25 protein-coding genes and 1 riboswitch are annotated in these 25,562 nt (G+C 58.5%); of the genes, 14 read left to right on the forward strand and 11 right to left on the reverse strand.

Annotation, left to right across the window (positions count from 1 at the left end):
* Window positions 1–155: 155 nt before the first annotated feature.
* Window positions 156–1,253 (forward strand): RHE_PE00001 family protein, encoded by a 1,098-nt coding sequence (locus ACI3K0_RS15985; RefSeq protein WP_404945620.1) that lies wholly within the window; start codon window positions 156–158, stop codon window positions 1,251–1,253.
* 84 nt (window positions 1,254–1,337) lie between these two features.
* Here the strand turns inward: ACI3K0_RS15985 and ACI3K0_RS15990 are convergent, their stop codons facing one another.
* The 4 genes from ACI3K0_RS15990 to ACI3K0_RS16005 form a co-directional block, all read right to left on the reverse strand.
* Window positions 1,338–2,351: an ABC transporter substrate-binding protein gene (locus ACI3K0_RS15990; protein ID WP_404945621.1), complete on the reverse strand. Its 1,014-nt coding sequence runs from the start codon at window positions 2,349–2,351 to the stop codon at window positions 1,338–1,340.
* Window positions 2,348–3,127 carry an ABC transporter ATP-binding protein gene (locus ACI3K0_RS15995; RefSeq protein ID WP_148145056.1) on the reverse strand — a complete coding sequence of 260 codons (780 nt, stop codon included), beginning with the start codon at window positions 3,125–3,127 and terminating at the stop codon, window positions 2,348–2,350. The genes ACI3K0_RS15990 and ACI3K0_RS15995 overlap by 4 nt, the downstream gene beginning before the upstream one ends.
* On the reverse strand, window positions 3,124–3,930 hold the full coding sequence (locus ACI3K0_RS16000; RefSeq protein ID WP_148145055.1) for an ABC transporter permease: 807 nt from the start codon (window positions 3,928–3,930) through the stop codon (window positions 3,124–3,126). The genes ACI3K0_RS15995 and ACI3K0_RS16000 overlap by 4 nt, the downstream gene beginning before the upstream one ends.
* A 19-nt stretch (window positions 3,931–3,949) precedes the next feature.
* Window positions 3,950–4,558: a YkoF family thiamine/hydroxymethylpyrimidine-binding protein gene (locus tag ACI3K0_RS16005; RefSeq protein ID WP_148145054.1), complete on the reverse strand. Its 609-nt coding sequence runs from the start codon at window positions 4,556–4,558 to the stop codon at window positions 3,950–3,952.
* Window positions 4,549–4,661: riboswitch (TPP riboswitch) on the reverse strand. It overlaps the preceding gene by 10 nt.
* A 116-nt stretch (window positions 4,662–4,777) precedes the next feature.
* Between ACI3K0_RS16005 and ACI3K0_RS16010 the strand changes: the two genes are divergently transcribed.
* From ACI3K0_RS16010 to ACI3K0_RS16050, 9 genes are all read left to right on the forward strand, one after another.
* Window positions 4,778–5,440, forward strand: a complete 663-nt coding sequence (locus ACI3K0_RS16010; protein WP_404945622.1) for a TetR/AcrR family transcriptional regulator — start codon at window positions 4,778–4,780, stop codon at window positions 5,438–5,440.
* Window positions 5,441–5,620: 180 nt separating this feature from the next.
* Entirely contained in the window at window positions 5,621–5,902 is a 282-nt protein-coding gene (locus ACI3K0_RS16015) for a hypothetical protein (RefSeq protein WP_404945623.1), read from the forward strand.
* 22 nt (window positions 5,903–5,924) lie between these two features.
* On the forward strand, window positions 5,925–7,760 hold the full coding sequence (locus ACI3K0_RS16020) for a TonB-dependent siderophore receptor (protein ID WP_404945624.1): 1,836 nt from the start codon (window positions 5,925–5,927) through the stop codon (window positions 7,758–7,760).
* Between the two features lie 121 nt (window positions 7,761–7,881).
* Entirely contained in the window at window positions 7,882–8,961 is a 1,080-nt protein-coding gene (locus ACI3K0_RS16025; RefSeq protein WP_404945625.1) for an iron-siderophore ABC transporter substrate-binding protein, read from the forward strand.
* Window positions 8,958–9,944, forward strand: a complete 987-nt coding sequence (locus ACI3K0_RS16030) for an iron chelate uptake ABC transporter family permease subunit (protein ID WP_148145052.1) — start codon at window positions 8,958–8,960, stop codon at window positions 9,942–9,944. The genes ACI3K0_RS16025 and ACI3K0_RS16030 overlap by 4 nt, the downstream gene beginning before the upstream one ends.
* A complete protein-coding gene (locus ACI3K0_RS16035; RefSeq protein WP_404945626.1) occupies window positions 9,941–10,948 on the forward strand; it encodes a FecCD family ABC transporter permease in 1,008 nt (335 codons plus the stop codon). The genes ACI3K0_RS16030 and ACI3K0_RS16035 overlap by 4 nt, the downstream gene beginning before the upstream one ends.
* A complete protein-coding gene (locus ACI3K0_RS16040; protein ID WP_404945627.1) occupies window positions 10,945–11,724 on the forward strand; it encodes an ABC transporter ATP-binding protein in 780 nt (259 codons plus the stop codon). The genes ACI3K0_RS16035 and ACI3K0_RS16040 overlap by 4 nt, the downstream gene beginning before the upstream one ends.
* 117 nt (window positions 11,725–11,841) lie before the next feature.
* The gene (locus tag ACI3K0_RS16045) at window positions 11,842–12,252 is read left to right on the forward strand and encodes a response regulator (RefSeq protein ID WP_148145049.1); all 411 of its coding nucleotides are present in this window, start codon (window positions 11,842–11,844) and stop codon (window positions 12,250–12,252) included.
* The gene (locus ACI3K0_RS16050) at window positions 12,242–12,613 is read left to right on the forward strand and encodes a response regulator (protein WP_183825828.1); all 372 of its coding nucleotides are present in this window, start codon (window positions 12,242–12,244) and stop codon (window positions 12,611–12,613) included. The genes ACI3K0_RS16045 and ACI3K0_RS16050 overlap by 11 nt, the downstream gene beginning before the upstream one ends.
* Before the next feature lie 47 nt (window positions 12,614–12,660).
* On the opposite strand, the gene ACI3K0_RS16055 is transcribed toward ACI3K0_RS16050, so the two are convergent.
* From ACI3K0_RS16055 to ACI3K0_RS16085, 7 genes are all read right to left on the reverse strand, one after another.
* Complete coding sequence (locus ACI3K0_RS16055) at window positions 12,661–13,125, reverse strand: CBS domain-containing protein (RefSeq protein ID WP_148145047.1); 465 nt, start codon at window positions 13,123–13,125, stop codon at window positions 12,661–12,663.
* A 78-nt stretch (window positions 13,126–13,203) separates the two neighbouring features.
* Window positions 13,204–14,103, reverse strand: coding sequence for a sugar kinase (locus tag ACI3K0_RS16060; protein ID WP_148145046.1), 900 nt, complete (start codon window positions 14,101–14,103; stop codon window positions 13,204–13,206).
* Window positions 14,100–15,143 (reverse strand): ABC transporter ATP-binding protein, encoded by a 1,044-nt coding sequence (locus ACI3K0_RS16065; protein ID WP_183685757.1) that lies wholly within the window; start codon window positions 15,141–15,143, stop codon window positions 14,100–14,102. Before ACI3K0_RS16065 ends, ACI3K0_RS16060 begins: the two co-directional genes overlap by 4 nt.
* Window positions 15,143–16,657 (reverse strand): argininosuccinate lyase, encoded by a 1,515-nt coding sequence (gene argH, locus ACI3K0_RS16070; protein WP_148145044.1) that lies wholly within the window; start codon window positions 16,655–16,657, stop codon window positions 15,143–15,145. The genes ACI3K0_RS16065 and argH overlap by 1 nt, the downstream gene beginning before the upstream one ends.
* Before the next feature lie 4 nt (window positions 16,658–16,661).
* A complete protein-coding gene (locus tag ACI3K0_RS16075) occupies window positions 16,662–17,504 on the reverse strand; it encodes a carbohydrate ABC transporter permease (RefSeq protein ID WP_206828616.1) in 843 nt (280 codons plus the stop codon).
* Window positions 17,501–18,394: a carbohydrate ABC transporter permease gene (locus ACI3K0_RS16080; RefSeq protein WP_404945648.1), complete on the reverse strand. Its 894-nt coding sequence runs from the start codon at window positions 18,392–18,394 to the stop codon at window positions 17,501–17,503. The genes ACI3K0_RS16075 and ACI3K0_RS16080 overlap by 4 nt, the downstream gene beginning before the upstream one ends.
* Before the next feature lie 88 nt (window positions 18,395–18,482).
* Window positions 18,483–19,748 carry an extracellular solute-binding protein gene (locus ACI3K0_RS16085; protein ID WP_148145041.1) on the reverse strand — a complete coding sequence of 422 codons (1,266 nt, stop codon included), beginning with the start codon at window positions 19,746–19,748 and terminating at the stop codon, window positions 18,483–18,485.
* Window positions 19,749–19,994: 246 nt separating this feature from the next.
* Between ACI3K0_RS16085 and ACI3K0_RS16090 the strand changes: the two genes are divergently transcribed.
* The 4 genes from ACI3K0_RS16090 (at window position 19,995) to ACI3K0_RS16105 (ending at window position 25,520) form a co-directional block, all read left to right on the forward strand.
* The gene (locus ACI3K0_RS16090; protein ID WP_206828620.1) at window positions 19,995–21,215 is read left to right on the forward strand and encodes an ROK family transcriptional regulator; all 1,221 of its coding nucleotides are present in this window, start codon (window positions 19,995–19,997) and stop codon (window positions 21,213–21,215) included.
* A gap of 23 nt (window positions 21,216–21,238) precedes the next feature.
* Entirely contained in the window at window positions 21,239–23,641 is a 2,403-nt protein-coding gene (locus ACI3K0_RS16095) for a PIG-L family deacetylase (RefSeq protein ID WP_404945628.1), read from the forward strand.
* Window positions 23,642–23,754: 113 nt separating this feature from the next.
* On the forward strand, window positions 23,755–24,576 hold the full coding sequence (locus ACI3K0_RS16100; protein ID WP_148145038.1) for a bifunctional allantoicase/(S)-ureidoglycine aminohydrolase: 822 nt from the start codon (window positions 23,755–23,757) through the stop codon (window positions 24,574–24,576).
* A 143-nt stretch (window positions 24,577–24,719) separates the two neighbouring features.
* Window positions 24,720–25,520, forward strand: coding sequence for an NAD-dependent epimerase/dehydratase family protein (locus ACI3K0_RS16105; RefSeq protein WP_404945629.1), 801 nt, complete (start codon window positions 24,720–24,722; stop codon window positions 25,518–25,520).
* Window positions 25,521–25,562: the final 42 nt, after the last annotated feature.

Raw genomic sequence — 25,562 nt, forward strand, 5'->3', positions numbered from 1 at the left:
ACGTTAGGCCGATGTCATAGTTCAATCACTGAGTGGTGAGAGGGCCGGGTGTGGGCGGGGCGAGACAGCCGGCATCCGGTTTCCCGACAGGATTGTTCTTACAGCACGCTTCATTCGCTATGATGATCGTAACGATTCTGGGATCGGTAAATAGCATGCGCTACAATTTCGCAGATCTGCCGTTGCATCGGCTGATGGAGCCGGTCTGCCGGGCGACTGCCGCGATCACGCGTCTTGATGAACGTGTCTTTCGATCGACGGTAGGGCAAGGTTGGATCGAACGTTCGCATTTCGTCGATTCGGTCGCGTCGCTCTGGATCGATGGCGAGCTTGTACATCTGGAAGATCTGGTGTTGCACGATGCGGCGATGGGCATTCGCGCACCGACGCATGAGCTGACGATTGCGTACGATATCCTGCGCACCAGACGGCGCATTATCGAAAACGAGCCCGGTTGGGCTCTGAGCCGGGAAGGGCTCAGCCAATTGCGGGGAAAGGCGGCAGAGCTTCAGCCTGCCATTCCGATCGAGAGCCCGCTCGAAACCAAATCCGCCGAGCTGCGGGATGAAGAGGATCCGCTGGCGCACTATCTGGCGGAGATCGACGCAGTCGTCGCTCGAAGCGAGGCCGCACTGTTGCAGGTCATGAGGCCATCCGAGCCGACTTACCCGAAGGAACGGGCTGCACTTCTTTATGAGCCGGATTGGGACGAGGATGAGCGGCTTGCCGAATGGCAGGATGTGGTCGAAAGAAGTGCGAACCTGCCGCCGGTCCTCAGGGCCGTGCTTTTGCTGGATGCCTGGAACCAGTTGCAGGTGTTGCAGCACGCTCCATGGCTGGGTCGGTTGCTGGCCGCATCGCTTATGAGGAAGGAGGGTGTCACAACGGCGCATCTGGCGGCTTTCAATCTGGGGCTGAAACAGGTCGGGCGAGAACTGAGGACAAGTCCCAGGCAGGAGGTTCGTATTCTGGCCTTTCTCGAGGCGATCACCGAAGCCAGCCTGACAGGCTTGAAGGAACATGACCGCCTTGTGCTGGCGCAGCAGCAGATGCAGCACCGGATCGCCGGACGACGTCAGTCATCGAAACTGCCGCAACTTGTCGACCTCGTGTTATCCCGACCGATGGTGTCTTCGGGCATGATCGCAAAGTCTCTTTCGGTGACGCCGCAAGGCGCGCTGAAGATCGCTTCGGAATTGCATCTGAGAGAGCTGACGGGACGAGGACGGTTTCGTGCCTGGGGCATCATCTGATGCCATATCCTGTCTGCCGGAAGGCTGGCGGCCAAGGGCGTGGATCAAGGGCGCCGGTCAGCCGGCACCCTCGACACTTCGGTGTCATTTCAGAAAGTCGTTGGCGTAATAGCCCTTAAAATCCGGTTTCGCTTCGAGAGGCTTGCCGCCGGCGGCCTTAAGGATGCCGGCCTGATAGGCGTAAGCGCCGATCGCTTCGAATTTCGAAGGATCGATCGTGCCGATCACGCCCTCGGCGCTTTGCAGATATTTGCCGTCGATCAGCGCCTTGAGCGACGCGCGGATCAGGGCGCGATCGGTCAATGCATCCTTGTTGGCCGAAATCAGCAGGTCGGTCGCCTCGTCCGGATTTTCGATGGCGAACTTATAGCCCTTGCGGGTCGCCTGAAGGAAGGCTGCAGCCTCCTTGGGGTTGCCGTCCAGGAATTTGCGGCTGGAGCCGATCAGGGTCGTGTGCTCGTCCGGCACGCCATAATCGGCATAACGGAACGCGCCCTGCTTCAAGCCTTCGAGTTCAGCCTTTACGCCTTCCCAGGTATAGACTTCCAGCGTGAAATCGACGGCGCCGTTTTCCAGGGCTTGATAGGCGGACGTGCCGAGAGTGATCGTCTCGAATTCCCCCTTGCCGCCGTCATGGCGGATGATCGAGGATATCAGCGCATTTTCCCAGGCGGAGCCGAAACCGCCATAGGTCTTGCCATCGAGATCCTTCGGGCGGGTGATGTCGGAACGGCCTCCCTTGAGCACCAGGCGGCCCGTTTCGGTCTGCACGATGGCATAGGTGCCGACGAGATCGGCACCCGCCGTGCGTTGGGTAAGAAGGGCGATCGAGCCGAGAATGCCGAAGTCGGCCACGTGATTGGCAACCAGCGTTCCGGCCGAGGTGTCCGTGTAGGGGAGGATTTCGACGTTGATACCCTCGTCCTTGTAGAAGCCTTTATCGCGGGCGATGAAAAGGCCGATGTGATTGGTGTTCGGGGTCCAGTCGAGGGCGACCGTAACCTTTGACGCGGCCTGGGACCGGGCAGGCAGCGCCGGCAGGGCGAGGGTGGCGAGTGCCGCGAGCGTGGCGCGGCGGCTCAGCAGTAATTGGTTCATGGCAAGTGTCCTTCCTGATCATTGATCTGGGGAGAGAGAAGAAAATCGAGTATCGACGTTTCGATGGTTGCAGCCTCGGCACGGGCCGTGGAGTGGCTGAAGCGTGCACGCGGCAGGGGAACCGCGATCGTCTGCTCAACGCGTGCAGGGCGCGGCGACAGCAGGTGGATCCTGTCGGAAAGCATCACGGCCTCCCGTACATCATGGGTAATCAGGATGATCGTCCAGCGATGTCTGAGCCACATAGCCTCGAGCCAGATCTGCATCTGGTTGCGGGTGAGCGCATCCAGCGCCCCGAACGGCTCATCGAGCAGCAGGACCGGCTTTTCCTGAACGACGGTGCGCAGCAGTGCCGCGCGCTGGCGCATGCCGCCGGAGAGCGCTTGCGGGTAATGCTGCTCGAAGCCGCCGAGGCCGAATTCCTCAAACAATGGCGCGACACGCTTTCGCGCCTCTTTTCGCGGCATTCCCTGAACTTCGAGGCCAAGCATCGTGTTGTCGATGATCCGCCGCCAGGGCATGAGTGCATCGCGTTGTGGCATGAAGGCGAATGGTCGATCTGTCGGCAGAAGCGGCTTGCCGGCAAAGCGGATCTCGCCGCTGTCGGCATTCGCCGCGCCGGTGAGAAGCTTGAATATGGTCGATTTTCCCGCCCCCGAAGGCCCGAGGATCGAGACGAATTCGCCGGGCATGACATCCAGCGAGATATCGTGCAGCACATCGATATCACCGTAGCTCAGCGAAACCTTGTCGAGGCAAAGCAGCGGTTCGGTCATGGGCGTCGCCCCGCTCCACTGTCGATCCACGGTGCGGCCAGCCGCTGCACGGCCCAAGTGGCGCTGAACAGAAGCAGTGTCAGCAGCGAACTGACCAGCACGGCGGCGAGCACGAGGTCCGGCCGGAAATTGTTCTTCGCATTGAGCATGTAGATGCCGAGGCCTTTCGCCGCTCCCGCATATTCAGCGAAGATGGCCGCGACGACGGCATAGGTAATCGAGATGCGCAATCCGGCGAAGAAATAGGGGAGCGCTGAGGGCAGGCGGGCAAGCAGGAAGCGCTTCCAGCGGGATGCGCCCATCGAGACAAGCAGGTCTTCGACTTCGTTTTCGGTGGCGGCATACCCTTCGGCCAAGGCGACCAGCATCGGAAAGAAGGTGACGAGCGCCACGAGCAGGATTTTCGGCAAAAGGCCGAAACCGAACCACAGCACGACCAGCGGTGCGATTGCCACCAGCGGCAAAGTCTGGCTGGCGATGAAGATCGGAAAAAGCGCCCGCCGCATTAGGGTGGAGAAATCGATCGCCATTGATAGTAGGAACGCGAGAACCAGCGATAGCGAGAAGCCCAGCAGGGTGGCACGCAGCGTTGGCACGGTATTGGCCCACAGGGCGTCGCGATTGAGCCATGCCTGAAGAAGCACCTGGGATGGTGCGGGCAGCGTCGTCTCAGAAATGCCTGAGGAGCGGCAATAGATCTCCCATGCGAACAGCATACAGCTCGCGGCAACGAGAGCCGGCAAGGCCCGGAAGGCATGGGTGCGGAGCATAGGTCCGCGCATGGGCGAAGTGCTCGACGACATCGGCTTGTCCGTAAGGGCGTTAGATGGCGCTCGGGCTGTTGGCTGAAACGGTCAGATCAATCGTCACATGGCCCTGCGGTGGCCCGAAACGAACGAAGGCCTCTCCCATGGTTGCAAAAACCGGAGCGGCATCGCCACGCAGTTTCGTGCAGAAGTTTTTCGACTTGTCGAACACGCCTGACGACTTGATGAAATCGATGCAGCCATAGATCTCGTCCATGTGCTGGCCGATGCCGAGTGTGTAGAGAGAAAATTGCGCGGCAGTCGGCTGTCCGGCAAGCGGGATGGAGGAGACGGCAGTCAATGCCTGCGCCTTGCGCTCATCCAGCGGGGCGAGCGGCCCGGTCATCTCGGGAACATGGCAGATCGGATCGTCCGGCTCGCCGGGGCAGCCGCGCGACAGCGTTGCATGCATGACGCAATGCTTGCCGGATTTTGCGGCGGCAACGAAGAGATCGCGCATCGCGGCCATGACAATATCGGGCGTACCGACAAGAAGCGTCGAAATATCGTCGGTTTCGATCCTCAACTGATCCCGATAGGGATCAAGCGCGGACAAGGCACCGAGGATGACGTCGACGAAATCGTCGGACATCGGGTAAAGGGAAATCTGCGCGCCGGAAAACATCTTATACCTCGCTCCGCTGGCATTATCCAGATCAGCTTAAGGGTCCACGGTCATGACGACCGAATCTCAACCCCGGCAATACGGAGCACCCCTGTTCGGCCCCTGATAGATCAGATGATGCAGGACTTGCAAGAGGGCAGTGTTGAATGACCGTTTCAAGCGGAGTACGAGACGGGTATGAATTCGCTCCGGCCGGTGGAGCTCCGGAGTTACGTTTCCATGTCTGCCAGACCGCAACAGCGCCGAAAAAACGATCCCGAACGAACGAAGGCGGACATTCTCGATGCTGCGACCGAAGAGTTCGCGACACATGGTTTGGCCGGTGGCCGCATCGATGCGATCGCCGAGAAGACGCGCACGTCCAAGCGGATGATCTATTATTACTTCGGCGGCAAGGAAGATCTCTACCTCGCTGTGTTGGAACGTTCCTACAGACAGATCAGAACGCTGGAGGCGGATCTTCAGCTTGATGATCTTTCAGCCGAAGATGCATTGCGCGTGCTCATTTCCGAAACGTTTGACTATGACGAAGCGCATCCCGATTTCATCCGCCTCGTCAGCAGCGAGAACATCAATTGCGCCGCTCATATGCGCAGGTCGGAAACGCTTCTCGATCTGAACATATCAATCATCGAGATGTTGGAAAAAATCATCGACAGGGGCGGGCGAGATGGTGTTTTCCTGCGCCGCACGGATGCAATCGATGTTCACATGCTGATCAGCGCCTTCTGTTTCTTCCGTGTCTCCAATCGCTACACGTTCGGCGCGATTTTCAGGCGCGATCTTTCCGAGGAGGGGTTAATGGCGCGCCACAAGCAGATGATTTCGGATGCGGTCGTCAGCTATCTGAAAACGCCGGACGTGTCTTCCGGCGAAAGATGATCGATCAGCCTGTGGCATATCGGCCGCAGATAGTGTTGATACGCTGCCGGTGTAAGTCTTCGCGCATTGACTCACTTTCTGGTGACCGATAATTCCTGATTTATCAATCATATTTTTTGGCTTTGCGTTTGATGCTGCGAAGCCTCTGATTTTGCTCGCGTATGCTCAAGGAGCACTTTTATGTCTGGCTCTACCGTTTTCAATGCTTTCGCAAAAAAGACCGGCAATCGCGGTCGTTTTCTCGTGCTTTTGTCCAGCTGCGCCATTGTTCTGCCGCTGCAAGCTCTTGCTCAGAATGCCGAAGAGACCGATGCCGGCACGATGTTGAAGCCGATTATCCTGCAGGGCGATGGTTCGCCGGTCGGGCCCGATTCGACGATCGTTGCAAAAAAGCTCGCGCACGAGTTCGAAGACCGACACGCCGATCCTCGATTCAGCGGCAGCCGTTTCGGTCGTCACTGAGAAGGAACTTGAGGAGCGTGGCGTGAAGACGCTCGATGAAGCGCTTTCCTATACGCCGGGCGTGCTGACCGACGTCTATGGATCAGACAACCGATATGATCACTATCTGATCCGCGGGTTCTATTCGACTGGGCAGAGCACATTCCTCGATGGATTGCCGGTACGTAGTATCAATTTTACGGGCAGTCGCATGGAGCCGTATGGGATGCAGCGGATGGAGGTTTTGAAGGGCGCAAACTCGACGCTCTTTGGCATCTCGCAGCCCGGCGGCATCGTCAACGCCATCAGCAAGCGGCCGCAAGACTACAAGTTTGGTGAGGTCTACACGACCTTCGGCGAGGATCACATCGAAACGGGTACAGATTTCGGTGGTCCGATCGACCCGGATGGAGTCTGGTCCTATCGTCAGACCGCCAAGTGGCAGGACGCGAAGCAGGGTATTGATTACAGCCAGGATGACAGAGTTTATATTGCCCCGGCGCTGACCTTCAGTCCTTCTGCTGATACGGACTTCACGCTGCTGACCAGCTACAACAAGCGGAATGGCAGCACATCTCACAGCGTTCCCTATAGCCTGAGAGACGAAATCGATTCGGAAACCTATCTGGGTGAACCGGATTTCGACAATATGGACACGATTGAGCGAAACATCGGTTATGACTTTCGCCAGAATCTCGGAAATGGTTTGGAGTTCCGGCAGAATGCCCGCTACACCAATCTCGATCTGACTTATGAAGGCGTTTACGCGACCTCAGCCGATCCTGCGGCAGATCGCGGCGCGCTCGGTGTTTATGGAGAAGCCAAGCGCTTCGATATAGATAACCAGCTCCAATATGACGCGAGCTTCGGTCTTTTTGATAGCCGCACTCTCCTCGGTGTAAGTTATGAGCATGACAAGCTTCGGGAGCGTCGTCTTGATGGCGTACTGCCGGCGATCGATCCATTTGATCCGGTCTATTCTGGGGCGGGCAGTATCGGATTCTATCCTGCGTCAATAACCGAAGGCACTCAGGCGACGAAGAGCATCTATCTTCAGGAGGAGTTGACGTTCGACAAGCGTTGGATACTCACCCTCGGTGGGCGTTACGATCATGCCGATACTGATTCAGGCAGCGACAGTGCTGTTGACGAAGCCTTCACCCCACGGGCGGGACTGACATTCAAGGCGACGGATGAGCTCTCGTTCTATGGTAGCTACGTGGAATCTTTCCAGCCGATCGGCGCGAGCCGTTCTACGCTGGTGGGCGAGGCCAAAGCACAGGAAGGAACCCAGTACGAGATTGGTGCAAAATACCAGCCGCTGGGCACCGACATACTCTTTACGGCTGCGCTGTTTGATTTGACTCAAAAGAATGTCCTCCAGTATGGCTCCGCGCCAACTTATTTCCAGTATCAGATCGGCAAGATAAACGTCCGCGGTCTGGAATTAGAGGGTAAGGTCGCTCTTTCTGATACTCTAAACTTGACGGCTGGTTACTCCTATTGGGATGCAGAAATTGAGGAGGATCTTGTTGCTGCGAATGTCGGAAAGCGGCCGGCGCGCGTTCCAAAGAACATGGTCTCTCTCTGGGCTGACTATACGATCCCTGGAAACGGTATTCTCGGTGACTTGAGCCTTGCTCTCGGCATGCGTTACCTCGGCCCGACTTACGCCGACGATGCAAACACCATCGCATTGGCATCACGCACACTGTTCGATGCTGCCATCCGCTACAAGGTGAAGGACGACGTGACGCTTTCGATCAACGCGACGAACCTGTTCGACAAGGAATATGTCACACACGTAGACACTTCCAGCATGTCGGCCTTCTATGGCGATCGCCGCAAGGTTTTGGCGACGTTGAAATATACCTGGTAAATTGGCTCAAGTTCAGGCATTCCTCGGCGCGGTCGAGGGATGCCTTTATTTTTGCGATGTGATTTTGGTGTTGCTGCCAAAGGGGATGATCACGTCGCGGCAAATGATGATAGGAAGAGCGATGCGAAGGGTCGGTTTTGGCGAAGTTTCTGTGGACGCCATCAACGAGGTGAAACGCCGTGAGTTCCTGATCCGTATGGCCGCAGGCGTATCCGGAGCGGTTGCCATGAGCGCGGGTCTTCCCCCCTTCTTTTCTTCTGCCCGCACCGCATTTGCTGCCGGTGAGGAACTGCGTTTCGAACATGTTTATGGCGAGACCGTTCTGGCGAAGCCGGCGGAACGGGTGGTATCCTTGGGATACAACGTCCACGATGCGCTTCTGGCGCTTGATGTCGTGCCTGTCGGCATCCGGCAGTGGTTCGGCAATCAGCCTTACGGTGTATGGCCATGGGCGCAATCCCATCTCGGTGATGCCAAGCCCCAGCTGATTTCCGGCGAAGTCTCGATGGAAGTGGTGGCTAGCCTGCAGCCCGATCTGATTGTTGCTGTCGGGGCCGGCATATCTAAGGACGAATATGATGTCCTGTCGCAGATCGCGCCCGTGCTGATGCAGCCGAAGGGCAGGCCAGCTTATGGTACGACCTGGGATGAACTGACCCGGATGGTTGGCAAGGCCGTAGGTAAAACGGACCTTGCCGAACAACGCATTGCGGAGGTTGACGCGAAATTTCAGACGGTGCGTGCCGCGCATCCTGAATGGAGTGGAATGACCGCGGTATGCGCCTATAATTTTGGTGGAGAGACCGGAGCCTTCATCGGTTCCGATACCCGCGCGACGTTCCTGGCCGAGCTCGGTTTCAAGCCGACACAGAAGATCCAGTCGCTTTCCGAAACGCAGGGTTTCTATGCACGCCTGTCGCCTGAGGATTTGTCGCCGCTTGATGCGGACCTGCTGATCTGGGTGTCTACCACGGACAAGGTGCCCGATATTCAAGCACTGCCGCTGCGCAAGAGCCTTCGTGCTCATATTGAGGGGCGCGAGGTCTTTGCCGGTGAAGTGATGGCCGCGGCGTTGAGCTTCGGCAGCATCCTCTCTTTGCCCTATGCTCTCGATGGCTTGCAGGATGATATAGTTCTGGCGCTCGATGGCGACGCGAAAACGCCGGTTGCCTCAAGTACTGCGGCGGGGCTGGCGCCTTGAAGGCTGTTGTCGGGCTTGCGCTCCTGTTGTTCATTGCGATGGCATTGACGCTGGTCGTGGGAGTTCGTGATGCCGGGATTTCCGATCTCTGGAATGCGTTTTTTGCTTTCGACGCCAACGATCCCACGCATGCCGTGATCCGCTCCGTTCGTGTGCCTCGCCTTGTTGCCGGTCTTATCGCCGGTGCAGGTCTCGGAATGGCGGGCACGGTGATGCAGGCCGTAACACGCAATCCGCTGGCTGATCCCGGCCTGCTCGGTGTCAATGCCGGTGCCGCATTCGCGGTCGTTGTCGGGGCGCTGCTGACCGGTTATGCCGACAGCGGCATGATGGCAGCTCTCGCCTTTCCGGGAGCCGCGATTGCCTCTGTCGCCGTATTCCTTGTCGGTGGCGCTCGAAGCGGCGCAGGCAGTCCCGTGCGCTTGACGCTGGCGGGCGTCGCGATCAACGCGCTGCTGCTTTCTCTCGTGTCGGCGATCATTCTTTCCCGCAACGAGACACTCGAGATTTTTCGCTTCTGGGTTACCGGTTCGCTCGCGCAGGCGAATACCCGTCCGCTCGAAGCGATGTTCGTCGCGCTTGTTCTGGGTGCTGCCATAGCCGTGATCATCGCACCACGCATCGAAGCGCTTGCCCTCGGTTCCTCTCTGGCGCGCGGTCTTGGAACCAAGCCGGGCGCCGTGCAGCTTTGCGCGCTTTTGGCAATCATGCTGATGACTGGAGCTGCGGTGGCCGTGGCCGGGCCAATTGGCTTTGTCGGCCTGGTCGTGCCTCCATTGGCCAGGCGTATCGGGCGACACGTGCTGCGTCACGAGCTTGCCGTGTCTGCGGTTCTTGGAGGATCGATGATGATGCTCGCGGATACAGCCGGTCGGCTCGTGGTTGCGCCTGCAGAAATTCGCGTGGGGATTATGACCGCACTCGTCGGGGCACCTGTGTTCATCTTTGTCGTACGCCGCCTTAGACCCGGAGCACTGACATGAGTGACGAAGGTTCCGCGAGAAAGGTCGTGGGAGGATGGTTGCTGCTCGGCGGCCTTCTGGCTGTTGCCATTCTTCTGTCGCTGATGGTCGGACAGATCATGATAACACCGGCCGAGCTTCTGCGCGGGTTGATGACCGGAACCGGACCGGGTTCGCTGACGCTGAGAGTATTGCGCGGTCCCTCCACCTTGACAGCCGTTGGAGCCGGGGCGGTGCTGGGCGTGTCGGGAGCGATTTTCCAGATCCTGCTGCGCAATCCACTGGCAGCCCCGGATGTGATGGGCTTCATGTCCGGGGCAGGCTGTGCCGTGGTTGCGGGTGTTGCCTTCGGACTGCTCATTCCCTTGCCCATCCTTGCTGCAATCGGAGGGCTTGTCGCGGCTCTGCTGGTTGCTGGACTGGCGTTTCACCGAAGTGGCAGGCAGTCGCCGCTGACATTGATCCTGGTCGGTATCGGCATCGGTTTCTTCGCGTCGGCGGTGAGCAGTTTCTTGGTGCTTCGGATGCCGCCTCAGGAGGCCGCTGATGCGCAGCGCTGGCTCGCCGGTTCTCTGACGGCACGCAATTGGGGTCATGTCCTGCAGGTATTCGGGCTGGGGGCGCTGCTCTTTGTGGTGCTCGCATTGCAGGTTCGGGCCATGGCGCTTCTTGAGCTTGGCGATGAACTCGCCGCAGGTCTTGGTGCGCATGTCGAGCGAGCCCGATACGGGCTCATCTGCACTGGCGTTCTGCTTGCTGCTGTTGGTGTCGCAGTTGCGGGGCCTGTGCCATTCGTCGCGATGATGGCCGGACCGCTCGGCATGCGGATTGCCGGTGTCAGACATCCGGCTTCGCGCCTCACGGCGGCAGCCATCGCGGGGGCAACGATCACAGTTCTTGCGGAGGTCATCTCACGTTCGGCAATTCCCGGACTGCAATTGCCCGTCGGCGTCATGACCGGAATAATGGGGGCGCCATATCTGCTGTGGCTCCTCTGGAAAGAAGTGGAGGCAGGAGAACTATGACCGGAAACGGGCTGACCACCACATCCCTCACCCTTGGTTATCGCGAGCGGGTGGTTATCCGTGAGCTTTCGATTGCGGTGCCTGATCAGCGGGTGACGTCCATCCTCGGACCCAACGGTTGCGGCAAGTCGACCTTTCTCAAGGCCCTCGCGCGGCTTATTGCTCCGGCTTCCGGTCATGTGCGTCTTTCAGGACACGATATCGGCAAGATCGATACACGTACACTGGCGCGCCGTCTGTCCATCCTGCCGCAATCGCCCAAGGCGCCGGAAGGTATTACCGTCTCGGATCTTGTCAGACGCGGCCGCACACCCTGGCGCGGGCTGCTTGCGCCATGGAGCGAGGAGGACGCCGCGATCTGCGCGCAGGCACTGGAACAGGTCGGGCTGAGCGATCTGGCCGAGCGGCCTATCGACGAATTGTCCGGCGGCCAGCGCCAACGGGCATGGATCGCGCTCGTGCTGGCACAGAACACGCCTTATCTCCTGCTCGACGAGCCAACGACCTGGCTTGACCTTACGCATCAGCTGGAAGTCCTTTCCCTGTTGCAAAAACGTAATCGCGATCATGGAACGACCGTTGTCACCGTTCTCCATGATCTTAATCTGGCCGTGCGGTTTTCCGACCATCTTGTTCTTTTCGGTGGGAATGGATTGGTGGCGGAAGGCACTCCGGAAGTTGTCATCACGCCGGACAATCTGCAAGCTGCTTTCGGGCTGAAAGCTTTGGTCATGCCGGATCCGTTAACCGGGCGGCCGATGATCGTGCCCTACTGATCCACGTCCCGGCTCACTGCAGGGGCAACGTCATTCCCGCGATAGTCGCGGTCGCGAAGTTTAGGAACCAAAGATGGTTTCGGGAATTCTGATACCTGAACGTGAGGGCTAGGCGGAATGTTACCTGCTTTTTTTTCCGGGCCAGTGGGGGCGGTGAAAGATGTTACACGCGTTCTCATTGCCGAAGATGAATTTCTCCTTCGCCTTGATGCCGCCGACAGCATGCGGCGGCTGGGCTGGGAAGTCGTGGAAGTATCTTCCGCTGACGAGGCTATGGAACTGCTGCGCTACAGAGTGACCTTTGATCTTCTTGTGACCGACATCGATATGCCGGGACAGGCAGACGGGCTGGATTTGGCGCGTTATGTGCGATCAGCACACTCTGAAATGAAAATAGTGATCATGTCGGAAGATCGTGGCGATCGGCCGATAGACCCGCATTTGTTTGAACTCATGGTGGTAAAGCCACTTTGGAATGTGGGTGATACTCTGATTAAGCTGATGGAGGCAGACCGAAATGCAGGCTGACGAAGTCGAGACGATCCTGGTTGCGAGCAGCGATGCCCTGCAGCGCTCGATTATCGCGAAATATCTGCGTGAATGCGGCTATAGCGTCATCGAGGCGACTGGTTTTGACGATGCGAAAATCGCGATCGGACATTACGAGGTCGATGTCGTTGTTTCCGATACCCAGATGCAGGATGGGACCGGCTTCGATCTTTCTACCTATATCCGTTCAAGACACCTAAATATCGAGATCATTCTGACGCAATCTCTGATTAAAACTGCGCAGGTCGCCGGCGATCTCTGCGAACAGGGACCGCTGGATCAACCTTATCATCCGCAGCGTCTGGTCGATGAGATCAAGCGGCTGCGTGCGTTTCGCTGAGCGGTTCGGCAGACCGTCCGCCAAAATGACTGCTGAATATCGCTGGCTTACACAGCATCAAGACCTGCAATCGCTCTGACCACGTCTGCGCGGCTTACAATGCCGACGAGGCGTTGGTCACGAAGGACCGGTAGGCGTTTGATATCATGCTGCGACATTATTTCGGCGAGCTCGCTGAGTTCGGTCTCTTCTTCGGTCGTCCTCACCGGGTGTGTCATCAAAAGGGCTGCACGATGCTGGTCGACACCGATCAGCGTTTCGAACTGGGGCTCAAGATCATTGCCTTGGGCAAGGGCTGAAATCCACCAGTCCCGGCGCTGGGCGATAGTCTTGCCAAAGGGGCGCAGAAGATCACGTTCGCTGATGATGCCGACAACCCGTCCAGCTTCGTCGCAGACCGGGACAGAGCTGACGGAGTGCTTCACGAGAAGCCCCGCGATCTCCTTCAACGTAGCGTCCGGCGGGACCGTGACCACGTTCCGCGTCATGATATCCTTGACTCGAACACCCATTTTTTCCTCCTGTAGCGTACCTCTTCAACAGTAACTTTGTAGCATGCGCCTGAGATGGCTACGATGCGCACTTCGTCGCTACGGCTCGCCGAGCGACATGTCGAAGCCGCCTGCCGATTGCACTGCAAGGCTCCCCGATTGGATGCCGGCTGTCAGGCAGGAGAGCAGAGGTTTGCCGTCCAGCCATGCATGAATAAACCCGGCGTTGAATGCATCGCCGGCGCCGGTTGTGTCCACCACAGGTACCGCTTCGGCCTCCGCATGAAGTATCACGCCGTCCGATATGCTCCATGCCCCTTGCGCGCCACCCTTCAGGGCGACGTGTGGAAAAGTGGCGGAGAGCATGAGCATTGCTTTTTCCGGAGAGGCCGAGCCCGTGATGGCTTCCGCCTCTTCTAGGTTGGGCAGAAAAAGATCGACACCGGTGCAGGCCTGAAGCAGGCTCTTGTCATAGATCAGCGCAGCGTCCCAGCTCGGATCGAGCGAGACGCTGAGGCCTCTGTCTTTTGCCAAACGGACAAGTGCAGGGATTTCATGCAGCGTTGCGTATTCGGCGATGTGCAGGTGCTTCGCTTCAGGCCAGTTCAGGGCTTCATCCAGTGTTGAAGGCATGGCTGTGCCCGCCCGACGGGTTAGAAACGCCCGTTCCTCGTCAATGACAGCTGCCACCGTCACCTGTGGACCCGCGTCAGCGGAATGTTCGACAAAACGCAGATCCACACCACTTGCCTGGATTTGTCTGCCTGCATCGGAAGAAAGCGCGTCGGTTCCAAGCCTCGCCACGAGCGCGGCCTTACGTCCGGCATTAGCGAGATGGGCGGCCGAAATGAAGGCGCCACCACCGGCTGCTATCCTCATGTCGTCGGCAAAGAGCTCGCGCCCGAGCACTGGAAGCTCCTCGAGACCGGTGAAGATGAGGTCGCAATAGATCCGCCCGATGCTCAACACCGCGGACCGCTTGTCTGTATCGGTCATCATGAGCGGCTCAGGAGTTTCTCTGTCTTGGCGTCGAAGAGGTAAAGGCTACCGCGTGCGGCCGTGCAGGTGAGGGTGCTGCCCACCGCCGGCATGAACTTGTCCTTTGCCGTTGCGATGACTGCCGTGCCATCGATGTCCAGATGAACCAGCGTCTCGGGACCGAGCGGCTCGACTGCGGTAACCGTTCCCGTCAAATTAAGGTCCGTCTTCTCGTCCGATGCTGTCGCGCGGGCGATAAGGTCATGCGGGCGAACGCCGATAAGGATGTCGCGTTCCGTTGCTGCTGAGGCCATTGCGGAACCCTTGCTGCTCGGCAGCAGGTTCATCGACGGACTGCCGATGAAGCGGGCGGTAAACACGTCGACCGGGCTCTCGTAAAGCTCTGTGGGCGTGCCGACCTGCAGGATATGTCCGTCTCTCATCACCACGATCCGGTCGGCCATTGTCATTGCCTCGACCTGGTCGTGGGTCACGTAGACAGTGGTTGTTTTCAGCCGCTGATGCAGACGCTTTATCTCGATGCGCATCTGCGAGCGGAGCTGCGCATCGAGGTTGGAAAGCGGCTCATCGAAGAGAAAAGCCGATGGATTGCGCACCATGGCGCGGCCGATCGCGACGCGCTGTCGCTGGCCGCCTGAGAGTGCCGCAGGGCGGCGATCGAGCAGGGCCTCCAGCCCCAGAATGCGCCCAGCCTCCTCGATCCGCCGGTTCTTCTCGGCCTTGTCGAGCTTGGATGTGTAAAGGCCGAAGCCGATATTCTGGCGCACCGTCATATGCGGATAGATCGCGTAATTCTGGAAGACCATGGCGATGTTGCGCTGCTTCGGCTCGCGCTCGTTGACCACTTCGTCGCCGATCTTCAGCGTGCCGTGGGAGATTTCCTCAAGCCCGGCAATCATTCTGAGCGTCGTCGACTTGCCGCAGCCGGACGGTCCGACGAAGACGACAAATTCGCCATCGGCGATGACAAGGTCTATGCCCTTGACTGCTTCGACCTTGCCGTAGCGCTTGATCAGTTTTGTCAGTTCAATCGTCGACATCAGCGGTCTCCCATCAGAGCGGCGAATTTCTCTTCAAGTTCGGCGGCAGCGGCGGCCTCGTCACGCTCGATCTGTTTCGCCTCCGTCTCGAAGGACAACAGGCGCTCGCGATAGGCGGCAAGCGCTGCCTGCATCGGCTCGGGCGCCGGGCCGCCGAAGCGGTTGCGAACGGCGACGAAATGCTCTGGCGAGACGATTTCTTCGAATTTACCGGGGGAGAGGGATGGCTTACGGCCAGTCGAATGTTCGAAGGCTGCCGTGAACGGAGCGTAGCCATCCTCCACCAGACTGCCCTTCGCCGCGACGACGCTTTTGGCCGTGGCTGCGGCGATTTCATGTGCCTCACGGAAGGACAGGCCTTCGATGCGAACCAGAGAGTCGGCAAGTTCGGTGATGGTAATACAGGATCGGCGGATGTTCTGGTCCACCCGCTCCGGGTCGATGCTGATCTGGGCGATCAGTGCGGCTAGAAGGTCGAGCACGCGGGCGGCGGAGGCGAAGGCTTCGTAGCCCATGCCCTGGGTCTCGCCCTCGCTGTCGTTCATGTCGGTGAATGGCGTGTTATGCATCACGTCGAGCACGGTTCGGGCGCGACCGAAGGTCTGGCTAGCCAGGTGCCGCAGATGCTCGATCGGGACCGGATTGCGCTTTTGCGGCATGATCGAGGAAATCTGCACCAGTGCGTTCGGCACGTAGATCTGGCCGACCTCGAAGCTCGTCCAGAACTGGAAGTCCTGAATGAGACGGCCGAGATGCAGGAACATCAGCTCGATCGCCGAATAGGTCGATGTCGTGTAGTCCACCGCCGCGATGCAGGAATAGGAATTGCGCAAGGGTGCGGAAAAGCCGAGCAGTTGCGCTACCCGCGCCCGGTCGATCGGAAAGCCCGAGGTGGTGATTGCTGCAGCACCCATAGGCGACAGATCGACAATGCGACGTGCGTCTGCAAATCGCTCGATATCGCGGATCAGCACCTCGATTGCGGCGGAAAGATAGTGTCCGAACGTCGTCGGCTGCGCCGGCTGACCGTGGGTATAGGCAACAATAAGTGTCGATTTCTGCCGGTCCGCCGCATCGATCATCGCGGCCAGAAGTGTCCTTGCCTTCGACATCAGCACATCGATCTTCTCTTTCAGGCCGATCTTGAAGAGCGTGTGGTCGATATCGTTGCGCGAGCGGGCAGTATGCAGGCGACCGGCGATATCGACGCCGATGCGCGCTTTAAGCTCCTTCTCGATCAGGAAGAAGAAGTCTTCGACTTCGCCGGTATAGACCAGCTTCGCCGGGTCGACCTCTTTGTCTATTGCAATAAGGGCTTCAGCGATCTTCGCTGTGATTGCCCGATCAAGGATGCCGGTTTCGGCAAGCATCACCAGATGGGCGCGATCGATGCGACGAAAGCCGTCGACATGATGGTTCTTGGCGCCATCGAAGAGGGGGCGCAGTACCGTTTCCTTGTAGACCGGATCGGGAAACTTGCTGGTGTCGGAAAGGCGCGGGTCTTTGTCCGCCATGGCTTTATCCTTTCAGGCCGGCGAGCATCACACCGCGGACGATGTAGCGCTGCAGGACGAGGAAGACGATGAGGGTGGGAAGGGTGGCGATCGCAGCACCCGTCATGATCATTTCCCACTGGATTGACTGTTCGACGGCGAAGCTCGAGAGGCCGACCGGCAGAGTATAGAGTTCCTTGCTGGTGGTGACGATCAACGGCCAGAAGAAGGCGGTCCAGTTGCCGAGGAAGGTGAAGATGGCAAGCGCCGAGAGTGCCGGCGTCACCAGAGGCATCGCCACTTTCCACCAGATCTGGAATTCATTGAGGCCGTCGACGCGCGCAGCCTCGATGAAATCATTGGGAACGGTCTCGAAGAACTGCTTCATCAGGAACGTGCCGAACGCGGTCATCATGCCGGGAAACATGATGCCCCAATAGCTGTCCAGCCAGCCTAGCTGACTGGACATCAGGTACCACGGAATGACCAGCATCTCGGTCGGGATCATCAACGTCGAGAGAATGGCGATGAAGACGAAATAACGGCCACGAAACTCGAATTTTGCAAGCGTGTAGCCGACAAGACTGTCGAAGAAGCAGTTGGAAATGGTGACGGTGACGGCCACAAACATGGAATTGAGAAACCAGCGCATGAACCGGCCATCGGCCAGCACCGAAATATAGTTCGCAAGCGTCGGCGCAGCTGGAATCAGCCGGAGGTCATAGACCTGATCGGCGGTCTTCAACGAGGTGGAGAACATGAACAGCAATGGCGAGATCATGATCAGCCCGCCGATGAAGAGCAGCGTCCAGGTGATGATCCGCCCCGGTCGGATATTGGCGTGGGAAAGTGCTGGCGTATCGGTCATTTCTTTTCCCTCAGAATCCAGAGCTGCAGTAGCGACACGATCAGCAGGATGGTGAAGAGCACGACCGTTTGTGCAGCCGCATAACCCATGGCGTAGGAACCGAAGGCAGTCTGGTAGATCATCAGCACCAGCGGTTTGGTCGAGCCGAGCGGACCGCCGGGATCGTTCGTGGTCATGTTGTAGACCTGATCGAAAATCCGCAGGAACGCGATCGAGGAAAAGACCACGAGGAAAACGGTGGTGGGTTTCAGAAGCGGCAGGGTGATCTTACGCAGGATCGCCCATTCACCGAGGCCATCGATCCGGGCTGCTTCGTAGAAGGTTGTCGGAATGGCGCGCAGTCCGGCCATGAAGATGATGACTTGGAAACCGAGCCCGGCCCAGATCGCCGTGACCATGATGGAGAACAGCGCCTGGTCGGTCGATCGGATGAAGGGCTGTTGCGGAATGCCGATCAGAGCCAAGAGGTCGTTGATCACGCCGATCGGTGGAGGCTGGTAGAACCAGCGCCATACCCAGGCCATGGCCGCGGCGGTGGTCAGGTAAGGCAGGAAATACAGAGCCCGGATGAAATTGTGCATGAACCGCACCCGGTCGAGGAAGAACGCGACTGTGAACGCAATCAGCAGGCTGAGTGGCGTGCCGATGATGAGATAGGTGAAGGTGTTGCGAAACACCTTCCAGAATTGCGGATCCTTGAACAGTTTGACGTAATTGGCAAAGCCAACAAATTTTGCCGGCCGCACCAGATCCCAATTGGTCATCGACAGGTAGAAGGCCTGAAATGTCGGATAAAAGCGGATGACGGCGTAAAACAGGACAGGGATTGCCAGAAATCCCCATACCCAGAGCAGCCTTTTAGTGCGCATCGAGAGCGGGTCTGCCGGCATGGCCGCCGCAGTCCCGCCGGGGCGGCCGCTCGCCGCCCCCTGCAGATTGTCCGTATCCATCATCAACTCCGCTTTCTCTGATCGGCGCTTATGGCATTGCCGCGTCGATCATTTCCTGCTCGGCTTCTGCCGCCTGCTTGAGAGAATCCTCGGGCGATTGCCCTTCGAGGAGAACGCGGTTGACCATGTCGATGGCGTTCTGGCGTTGGCCTAGCTCATCCTTGAACATCGTCGTATGAGCGTAATCCAGCCCCTTCAGGAACGGTCCGTAGATCGGGTCCTTGAGGTTGGCGTCCGTCAAGGCCGCCGAGCGCAGGGCCGGCAGTTCGCCGACAACCTTTAGCCAGATGGCCATCGCTTCCGGCGAGGTGAGATAGGTGAGGAATTTCTTCGAGGCTTCCAGCTCTTCCCCGCTCGTCTTGGCGCCGATGCCATTGGCGAAATAGCTGGCATAGTTGGAACGCAAACCGTCCTTGTTGGCCGGCAGTTCGGTCACGCCCCACTCGAAATCCTTGATCGTCGAGAAGGCGCCAAGACGGAAGGTGCCGTCGATCGTCATACCGGCCTTGCCGGCTCGGAACGCGGCCTGCCCCTCGTCCATAAAGCCAGCCGCGCCGATCTTCTTTTCCGTCTGCAAGCTGGTGTAGAATTTCAGCGCCTGAACACCTGCATCGCTGTTGTAGGCGACCTTTGTATCGTTGTCGGTATAAGGTTCTCCACCGAACTGACGGACCAGCACTTCGCGCCACCACTGGTGATCCTGGCCGGTCATGTCCAGCGTTGAACCGGCAACGGTGACATTGCCTGTTGCATCGTGCTTGGCGATCTTCTCGGCCGCGGCAACGAATTCATCAAGTGTCTGCGGCGGCTTGTTAGGGTCAAGACCGGCTTCGGTAAACAGCTTCTTGTTATAGAAGACTGCGAGCGAGCGCACGGCGGTCGGCAGGCCGTAATAGTTGTCGTCGCGCTTCATCGCGCTGACGATCGGGAAGAAATCCTTCTCGATCTTGTCATGCGGGAACGTATCTGCCGGCAGGGGCTGAAGAATGCCGCCGGCCACGAACTTGTCGAGCCAGCCATAGAAAAGCTGCATCACATCCGGGCCATTGCTGGCCATGTTGGCGGCAATAACGCGCGTCTGGTAGTCGGCATAGGGGAAGGTAACCTGCTTGACCGTTATGTCAGGGTTCTTGGTCTGGAAGTCGGCTATGAGCTGATCCATCGCCTTTACGCGTGTCTCGAAAACATACTGCCAGTATTCGATTTCCACTGCCTGTGCCGCGTTGAACGCGAAAGTGCTGAATCCGGCAACGAGCCCGGCCAGCAGAACTGACTTGCGCATGTGAGCCTCCATTTACCCCACCGGTTCTTCCGGTTTTCGGGGTTTGATTGTTCCCTGCATTCGGCCGCGTTACGGCCGATGCGTTGTCATCTGTGCGGACGGATCCAACAGGTCATCCTGTATCGCGGGGACTGCCCCGGCTGCCGTAAAGCTTCCCTGAGCGGCTGGGTTTGTCAATAAGATAATTTACTTGAGTTATTGTATTTGCGGTGGCGTCGGCGGAGATCCTGTGGTTTGAAAGCGGAAGAGGTTGCAGAAATGACGATTCACACAATCGGCGCTCATCCAGTGGCCATCGGGAAAAATCCCGAGCGAAGCCGCGATCACAATCGCCGGGTGGTGCTCGATATTGTGCGTCGTCACGGCTCGCTTGGTCGAGCTCACATCGCCAAACTTACGCAACTGACGCCGCAGGCTGTCGCTAACATAGTCGATGAGCTGATGGGCGAGGGCCTTCTGATGGAGACCGGCCGGCTGCGTTCCGGCCGAGGTCAGCCGCCGATCCAGTTTGCGGTCAATCCGGATGGTGGTGTCACGATCGGTGTGGAGATCGCGGCAGACCATATGGTGACGGTCGCACTCGATTTTGCCGGCCGGCTCCGCGGACAGCGAATTGCGCCACTCAAGGACACGACGCCCGGCTCCATCATATCTGCCTTCTCGCGAGAGTTCTCTGGGTTGGCAGGATCGCTTGGTAGCAAATTACTTGGTGTCGGTGCGGTCATGCCTGGTCCCTTCGAGATCGACGGCATGACTTCCGTCGGGCCGACCACGCTTTCAGGTTGGGCAGGTGTCGATGCCGCTGAGGCGCTTAGCCAAGCTTGCGGCCATGCCGTTGTGGTGGAGAATGATGCGACGGCTGCAGCAGTCGGCGAACGGCTGTTCGGATCCGGTCTCTCGATTTCCAATTTCTGCATGATCTATTTCGGTGTCGGCCTCGGTCTTGGCATCATCCAGGACGGTGCGCCTTATCGCGGCGCCTTTGGCAATGCCGGAGAAATCGGTCACGTGACCGTTGTGCCGAAAGGGCGGCTGTGCCCGTCCTGCGGCCAGTGTGGTTGTCTTGAAGCCTATGCCTCGGTCTATGTGCTCAAGCAGCAGCTGGCTGCGGTCGGGATCGCCGATAGCGAATTCTCCGACCTTGAGCGACTGCACGCGGAAGGCCATCCGACCCTCATGGCATGGATAGAGGACGCAGCCACCTATTTCGGTCCGATGGTTGCCATGCTGGAAAACATTCTCGACCCGCAGACCGTCATTCTCGGGGGCGCTTTGCCTGATGCGATCATCGACGAGATCGTGGTTCGCATGGGGTCGCTTCCGACATCCGTAGCCAGCCGCAGGCAGCGCGAACTGCCGCGCGTCATGCGCGGAAAAACCGGGCAATTGACAGCGGCCCTCGGCGCCGCAGCCATTCCCCTGTTCGACATCGTCACACCGAAACTCGAAATTTCACCCGGAAACACGATTTTAGCCTGAACGTATAATGAGGTGATAGCCCAATGCTGAGCGCGCGCGAACGTATCGAAAAACAGATGGCCGCTCCCGCTCTGGTCCGGCTCCACCGCAAGCTTTCCCGGTTGAAATCGACTGTCACGGTGATGAATACCGGCGCCCATCCTGACGACGAGCAGAACGGCCTGCTCGCCTTTTTGCGACTCGAACACGGCATGCGGGTGATCGTTGCCTGCTCGACGCGTGGCGAGGGAGGGCAGAATGCACTCGGATCGGAGCGACGTGGTGCTCTCGGCGTCCTGCGCTCGCGCGAGATGGAGGAGGCGGCGCGGATCATTGATGCAGATGTCGCCTGGCTTGGGCATGGTCCGGACGATACGATCCACGACTTCGGGTTTTCCAAGGACGGGGATGCGACCTTCGCCCGTTGGGGTGAGGCGCGTATCGTCGAGCGCCTGGTGCGAGCTTATCGCAAAGAGCGGCCGGATATCGTCATCCCGACCTTTCTCGACGTACCAGGACAGCACGGCCACCATAGGGCTATGACCCGCGCAGCCGAGGCCGCCATTGTGCTTGCTGCGGATGCGACCGCGTTTCCCGAACATCTCGCTGAAGGCCTAAAACCCTGGAGGGTCGCCAAATACTATCTGCCAGCATGGTCCGGCGGGGGCGGGACATATGACGATGTGCTGCCGCCACCTGATGCGACCATTACTGTGGAGGCTTGCAGTCGCGATAAGGCTACCGGTGCGGAATATGGCCGGATCGGCGAGTGGTCACGTTATTTTCACGCGTCGCAGGGCATGGGCGATTGGCCAATGCAGGCAAAATCAGTCTGGCCACTACACCTCAAGCTGACTTCGATTGCCGCTAACGAAGAGCAGTTCATTTCCGATGGACTGCCAAATTCCTTTGAGCAGCTTGCGGCGTTTCCTGACCTGCCGGACGAGGTCGCGGCGGCGCTCATTTCCGCGGACACTGCAATAGCCGCAGCCATCGAGGCTTTCCCACATCGTGAAACCATCGTTTCCATGTTGACACATGCGGCCGGGCACCTCGAGAACGTCGTCGCGAATGCTTCCGAAGAGTTTCTGGCATTGCACGGCCATCGCATCGAACGCAAACGCATCGAGATAGACGCCGCGATCCTGGAGGCGGCCTCCATATTCGAATTTGTGTCTGTCGGTCACCCTTCCATTGCTCCGGGTGGAAGCACGGTGCTGACCGCGGAACTGGGGGAAGGAGCTCGCAGATACAATGTCGATATCTCGCTTGTCCTGCCATCCGGCGTGAGCGCGGAACACACATCATACGGCTCATCGCGAACTTTTCTGCTGACCGCATCCGCCAATGCCAGGCTTTCCGATCAATTTCTGCCTGATTGGTCATGCCTTGGAGGCAACGGTCATGCTTCTGTTCGGGCTTCTGCAGAGATAGAGGGGCGTAGCGTTACCGGGGTGTTTGATCTGGAGGAGCCGTTTATCGTTTCTGCCGCGCACGCGATAAAGCTTCGCCCCGATGCCCTGCTTGTACCGCTCGACACGCGATGCCGGGGATGGCAGGTCAAGGCTGATTTGACAGGGGAAGCGGCAACGCTTTCGTTCGATTCACCTGCCGGCTGGGCTATGGTGGCTTCTGGCGAAGATTGGACCCTGACGGCCCCGGAGAGAATTGCACCTGGCTTTACCGGTGTCGGGGTTAGCGTTGGCGGTCATCCGGCATTCGAGGTCGAGACCATGTCTTATCCGCATATCAGCCGGGCAGAATTCCGCCGACCAGCGGCGCTCAATATACTGGCGCTGGATTTGCAACTGCCGGAAGGAGCCCGCATTGCCTATGTCGGTGGTGGTGCCGACAAGGTTGGTCTCTGGCTAGCCCGCATGGGGCTTGATGTAGTCGACCTCGATGCCGTCGGTCTTGCGAGAGATCTTTCGCAATTCACCACAATCGTCGTCGGCATATTCGCCTTCGGCCTTCGCAAGGATCTGGCAGCGATAACGCAGCGGCTGCATCAGTTCGTGGAAAACGGTGGGCACCTGGTTACGCTGTACCATCGTCCCTCTGACGGCTGGCATCCTGATGAGACACCGGTTCTTCGTCTGCAGATCGGATCTCCTTCCGTCCGTTGGCGGGTTACCGACCCCCGCGCCGAAGTTACGGTGCTTTCGCCTGACCATTTGCTGCTCTCCGGCCCGAACCTTATCCACCCTGAAGATTGGGAGGGATGGAACAAGGAGCGCGGTCTCTATTTTGCGTCGAGCTGGGACGAGTGCTACGAGCCGCTTCTCTCCATGCATGATGTCAATGAACAACCACTGAAAGGCGCACTGCTTTCCGCCGAGATTGGCAAGGGCAGGCACACGCATGTCAGTCTGACCTTGCATCACCAGATGGATCGCCTCGTTCCGGGCGCGTTCCGGCTCATGGCCAATCTTGTTCAGCCCGCTTGAGATGCTGTTTAGGACCTGGCAACCTCTTAGCAAGCGCGAAGGAGAGGTGGTTTGCCGATTGATGAATCGGGGAGGTGCGCTTAAACCGTAGTCAGCATAATCAGGAAACAGACATGACTGACAGCAAGTATTTCAGTGCGGTGGGCGGACTGCCGCCTCAGACGCAACTTCTCTCCAGCAAGGCCGTTTTCACCACTGCCTACGCGGTCATTCCGAAGACGGTGATGAGCGACATCGTCACCAGCGTTCTGCCGCATTGGGAAAAGACGCGGGCGTGGATCATCAGTCGTCCGCTGTCCGGTTTTGCCGAGACATTCTCGCAATATATCGTCGAGGTTTTGCCCGGTGGTGGCAGCCTGCGCCCTGAGCCGGATATCCGGGCCTCCGCAGCTATATTCGTGGTAACCGGCGATCTGACGATCGACTTCGAGGGCGTCTCGCATCGTCTGCGCGAGGGATCATTCGCCTATCTTCCTGCCGGTTCGAAATGGACCTTGCACGGTGAAGGCGACAAGCCCTGCCGTTTTCACTGGGTGCGCAAGGCATTCAAGGTGGTGGAAGGGCTGGAGGCGCCTCCGGCTATCTTCACGCATGAGGACGAATGCGTCATGGATCCGATGCCGGATACCGAGGGCCGCTGGGCGACGACGCGTTTCATCGATCCGTCGGATGTTCGGTACGACATGCACCTGAACATCGTTACATTCGAGCCTGGCGCCGTCATTCCGTTCATGGAAACCCATATCATGGAACACGGTCTCTATGTCCTCGAAGGCAAGGCGGTCTATCGACTCAACCAGGATTGGGTAGAGGTCGAGGCCGGGGATTATATGTGGCTGAGATCCTTCTGCCCGCAGGCATGTTACGCCGGTGGTCCCGGCCGTTTCCGTTACCTCCTCTACAAGGACGTGAACCGCCACGCCGATCTCTGGTAGGAGGCAAGCCCTACTGCCCGCATGAATTTAAGGCGTCAATGATAAACTTGTTGACGCCATACCTCCCACTTGTAGTATGTATTTGGCTGTCATGTATGACAACGCCGATAAAGTGTCGGTGATGCCTGTCCTGGGGAGGATATATGCTGAAGAAATTGTTGCTGACGGGCGCCGCGGGTGGTGTCGGTCAGAACATCCGCCCGCTGCTGTCGCAGTTGGCGGAAGAGGTCGTATTGTCAGACCTTGGTGACGTCTTTGACCTCGGACCAAAGGAAACATTCGTCAGATGCAATCTAGCTGATGCCCAAGGGGTTTTGCGACTCCTTGAAGGCGTGGACGGCGTCATTCATCTTGGCGGAGTATCCGTCGAGCGGTCCTTCGATATTGTTCTTCAGGGCAATATTATCGGTCTCTACAACCTATATGAGGCCGCCAGGCATCAGGGCAAACCGCGCATCGTGTTTGCCAGTTCCAACCACGTCGTCGGTTACTACCGCCAGGATGAAAAGATCGACAACACGGTCTACCCGCGTCCCGATTCACTCTATGGCGTTTCCAAGGTTTTCGGCGAGGCTGTCGCCAGCATGTATTACGACAAGTTCGGGCAGGAGACGCTGTCATTGCGCATCGGCTCCTGCTTCGACAGGCCGCTCAATCCGCGCATGATGGCAAGCTGGCTGAGTTATCGCGATTTCGTTTCCTTGTGCGAGAGGGCGTTCCTCACCCCGAAACTGGCGCACACGATCGTCTATGGCGCATCCGCGAACCAGCAGACGTGGTGGGACAATAGCAACGTCGATTTTCTCGGCTGGGAGCCGCAGGACAGTTCGGAAAAGTGGCGCGCAGAAGTCGAGGCTGCGACCGGCGAGCAAGATCCGAACGACCCTATGGTGATCTACCAGGGCGGGGCATTCGCCGGCGCTGGTCATCCCGACGACAATTGATAACATCGCATCAAGGATGCCCTCCATTCATATGTTGCGGCC

This window comes from Rhizobium sp. ZW T2_16 (assembly GCF_044987325.1).
GTDB lineage: Bacteria > Pseudomonadota > Alphaproteobacteria > Rhizobiales > Rhizobiaceae > Neorhizobium > Neorhizobium cellulosilyticum.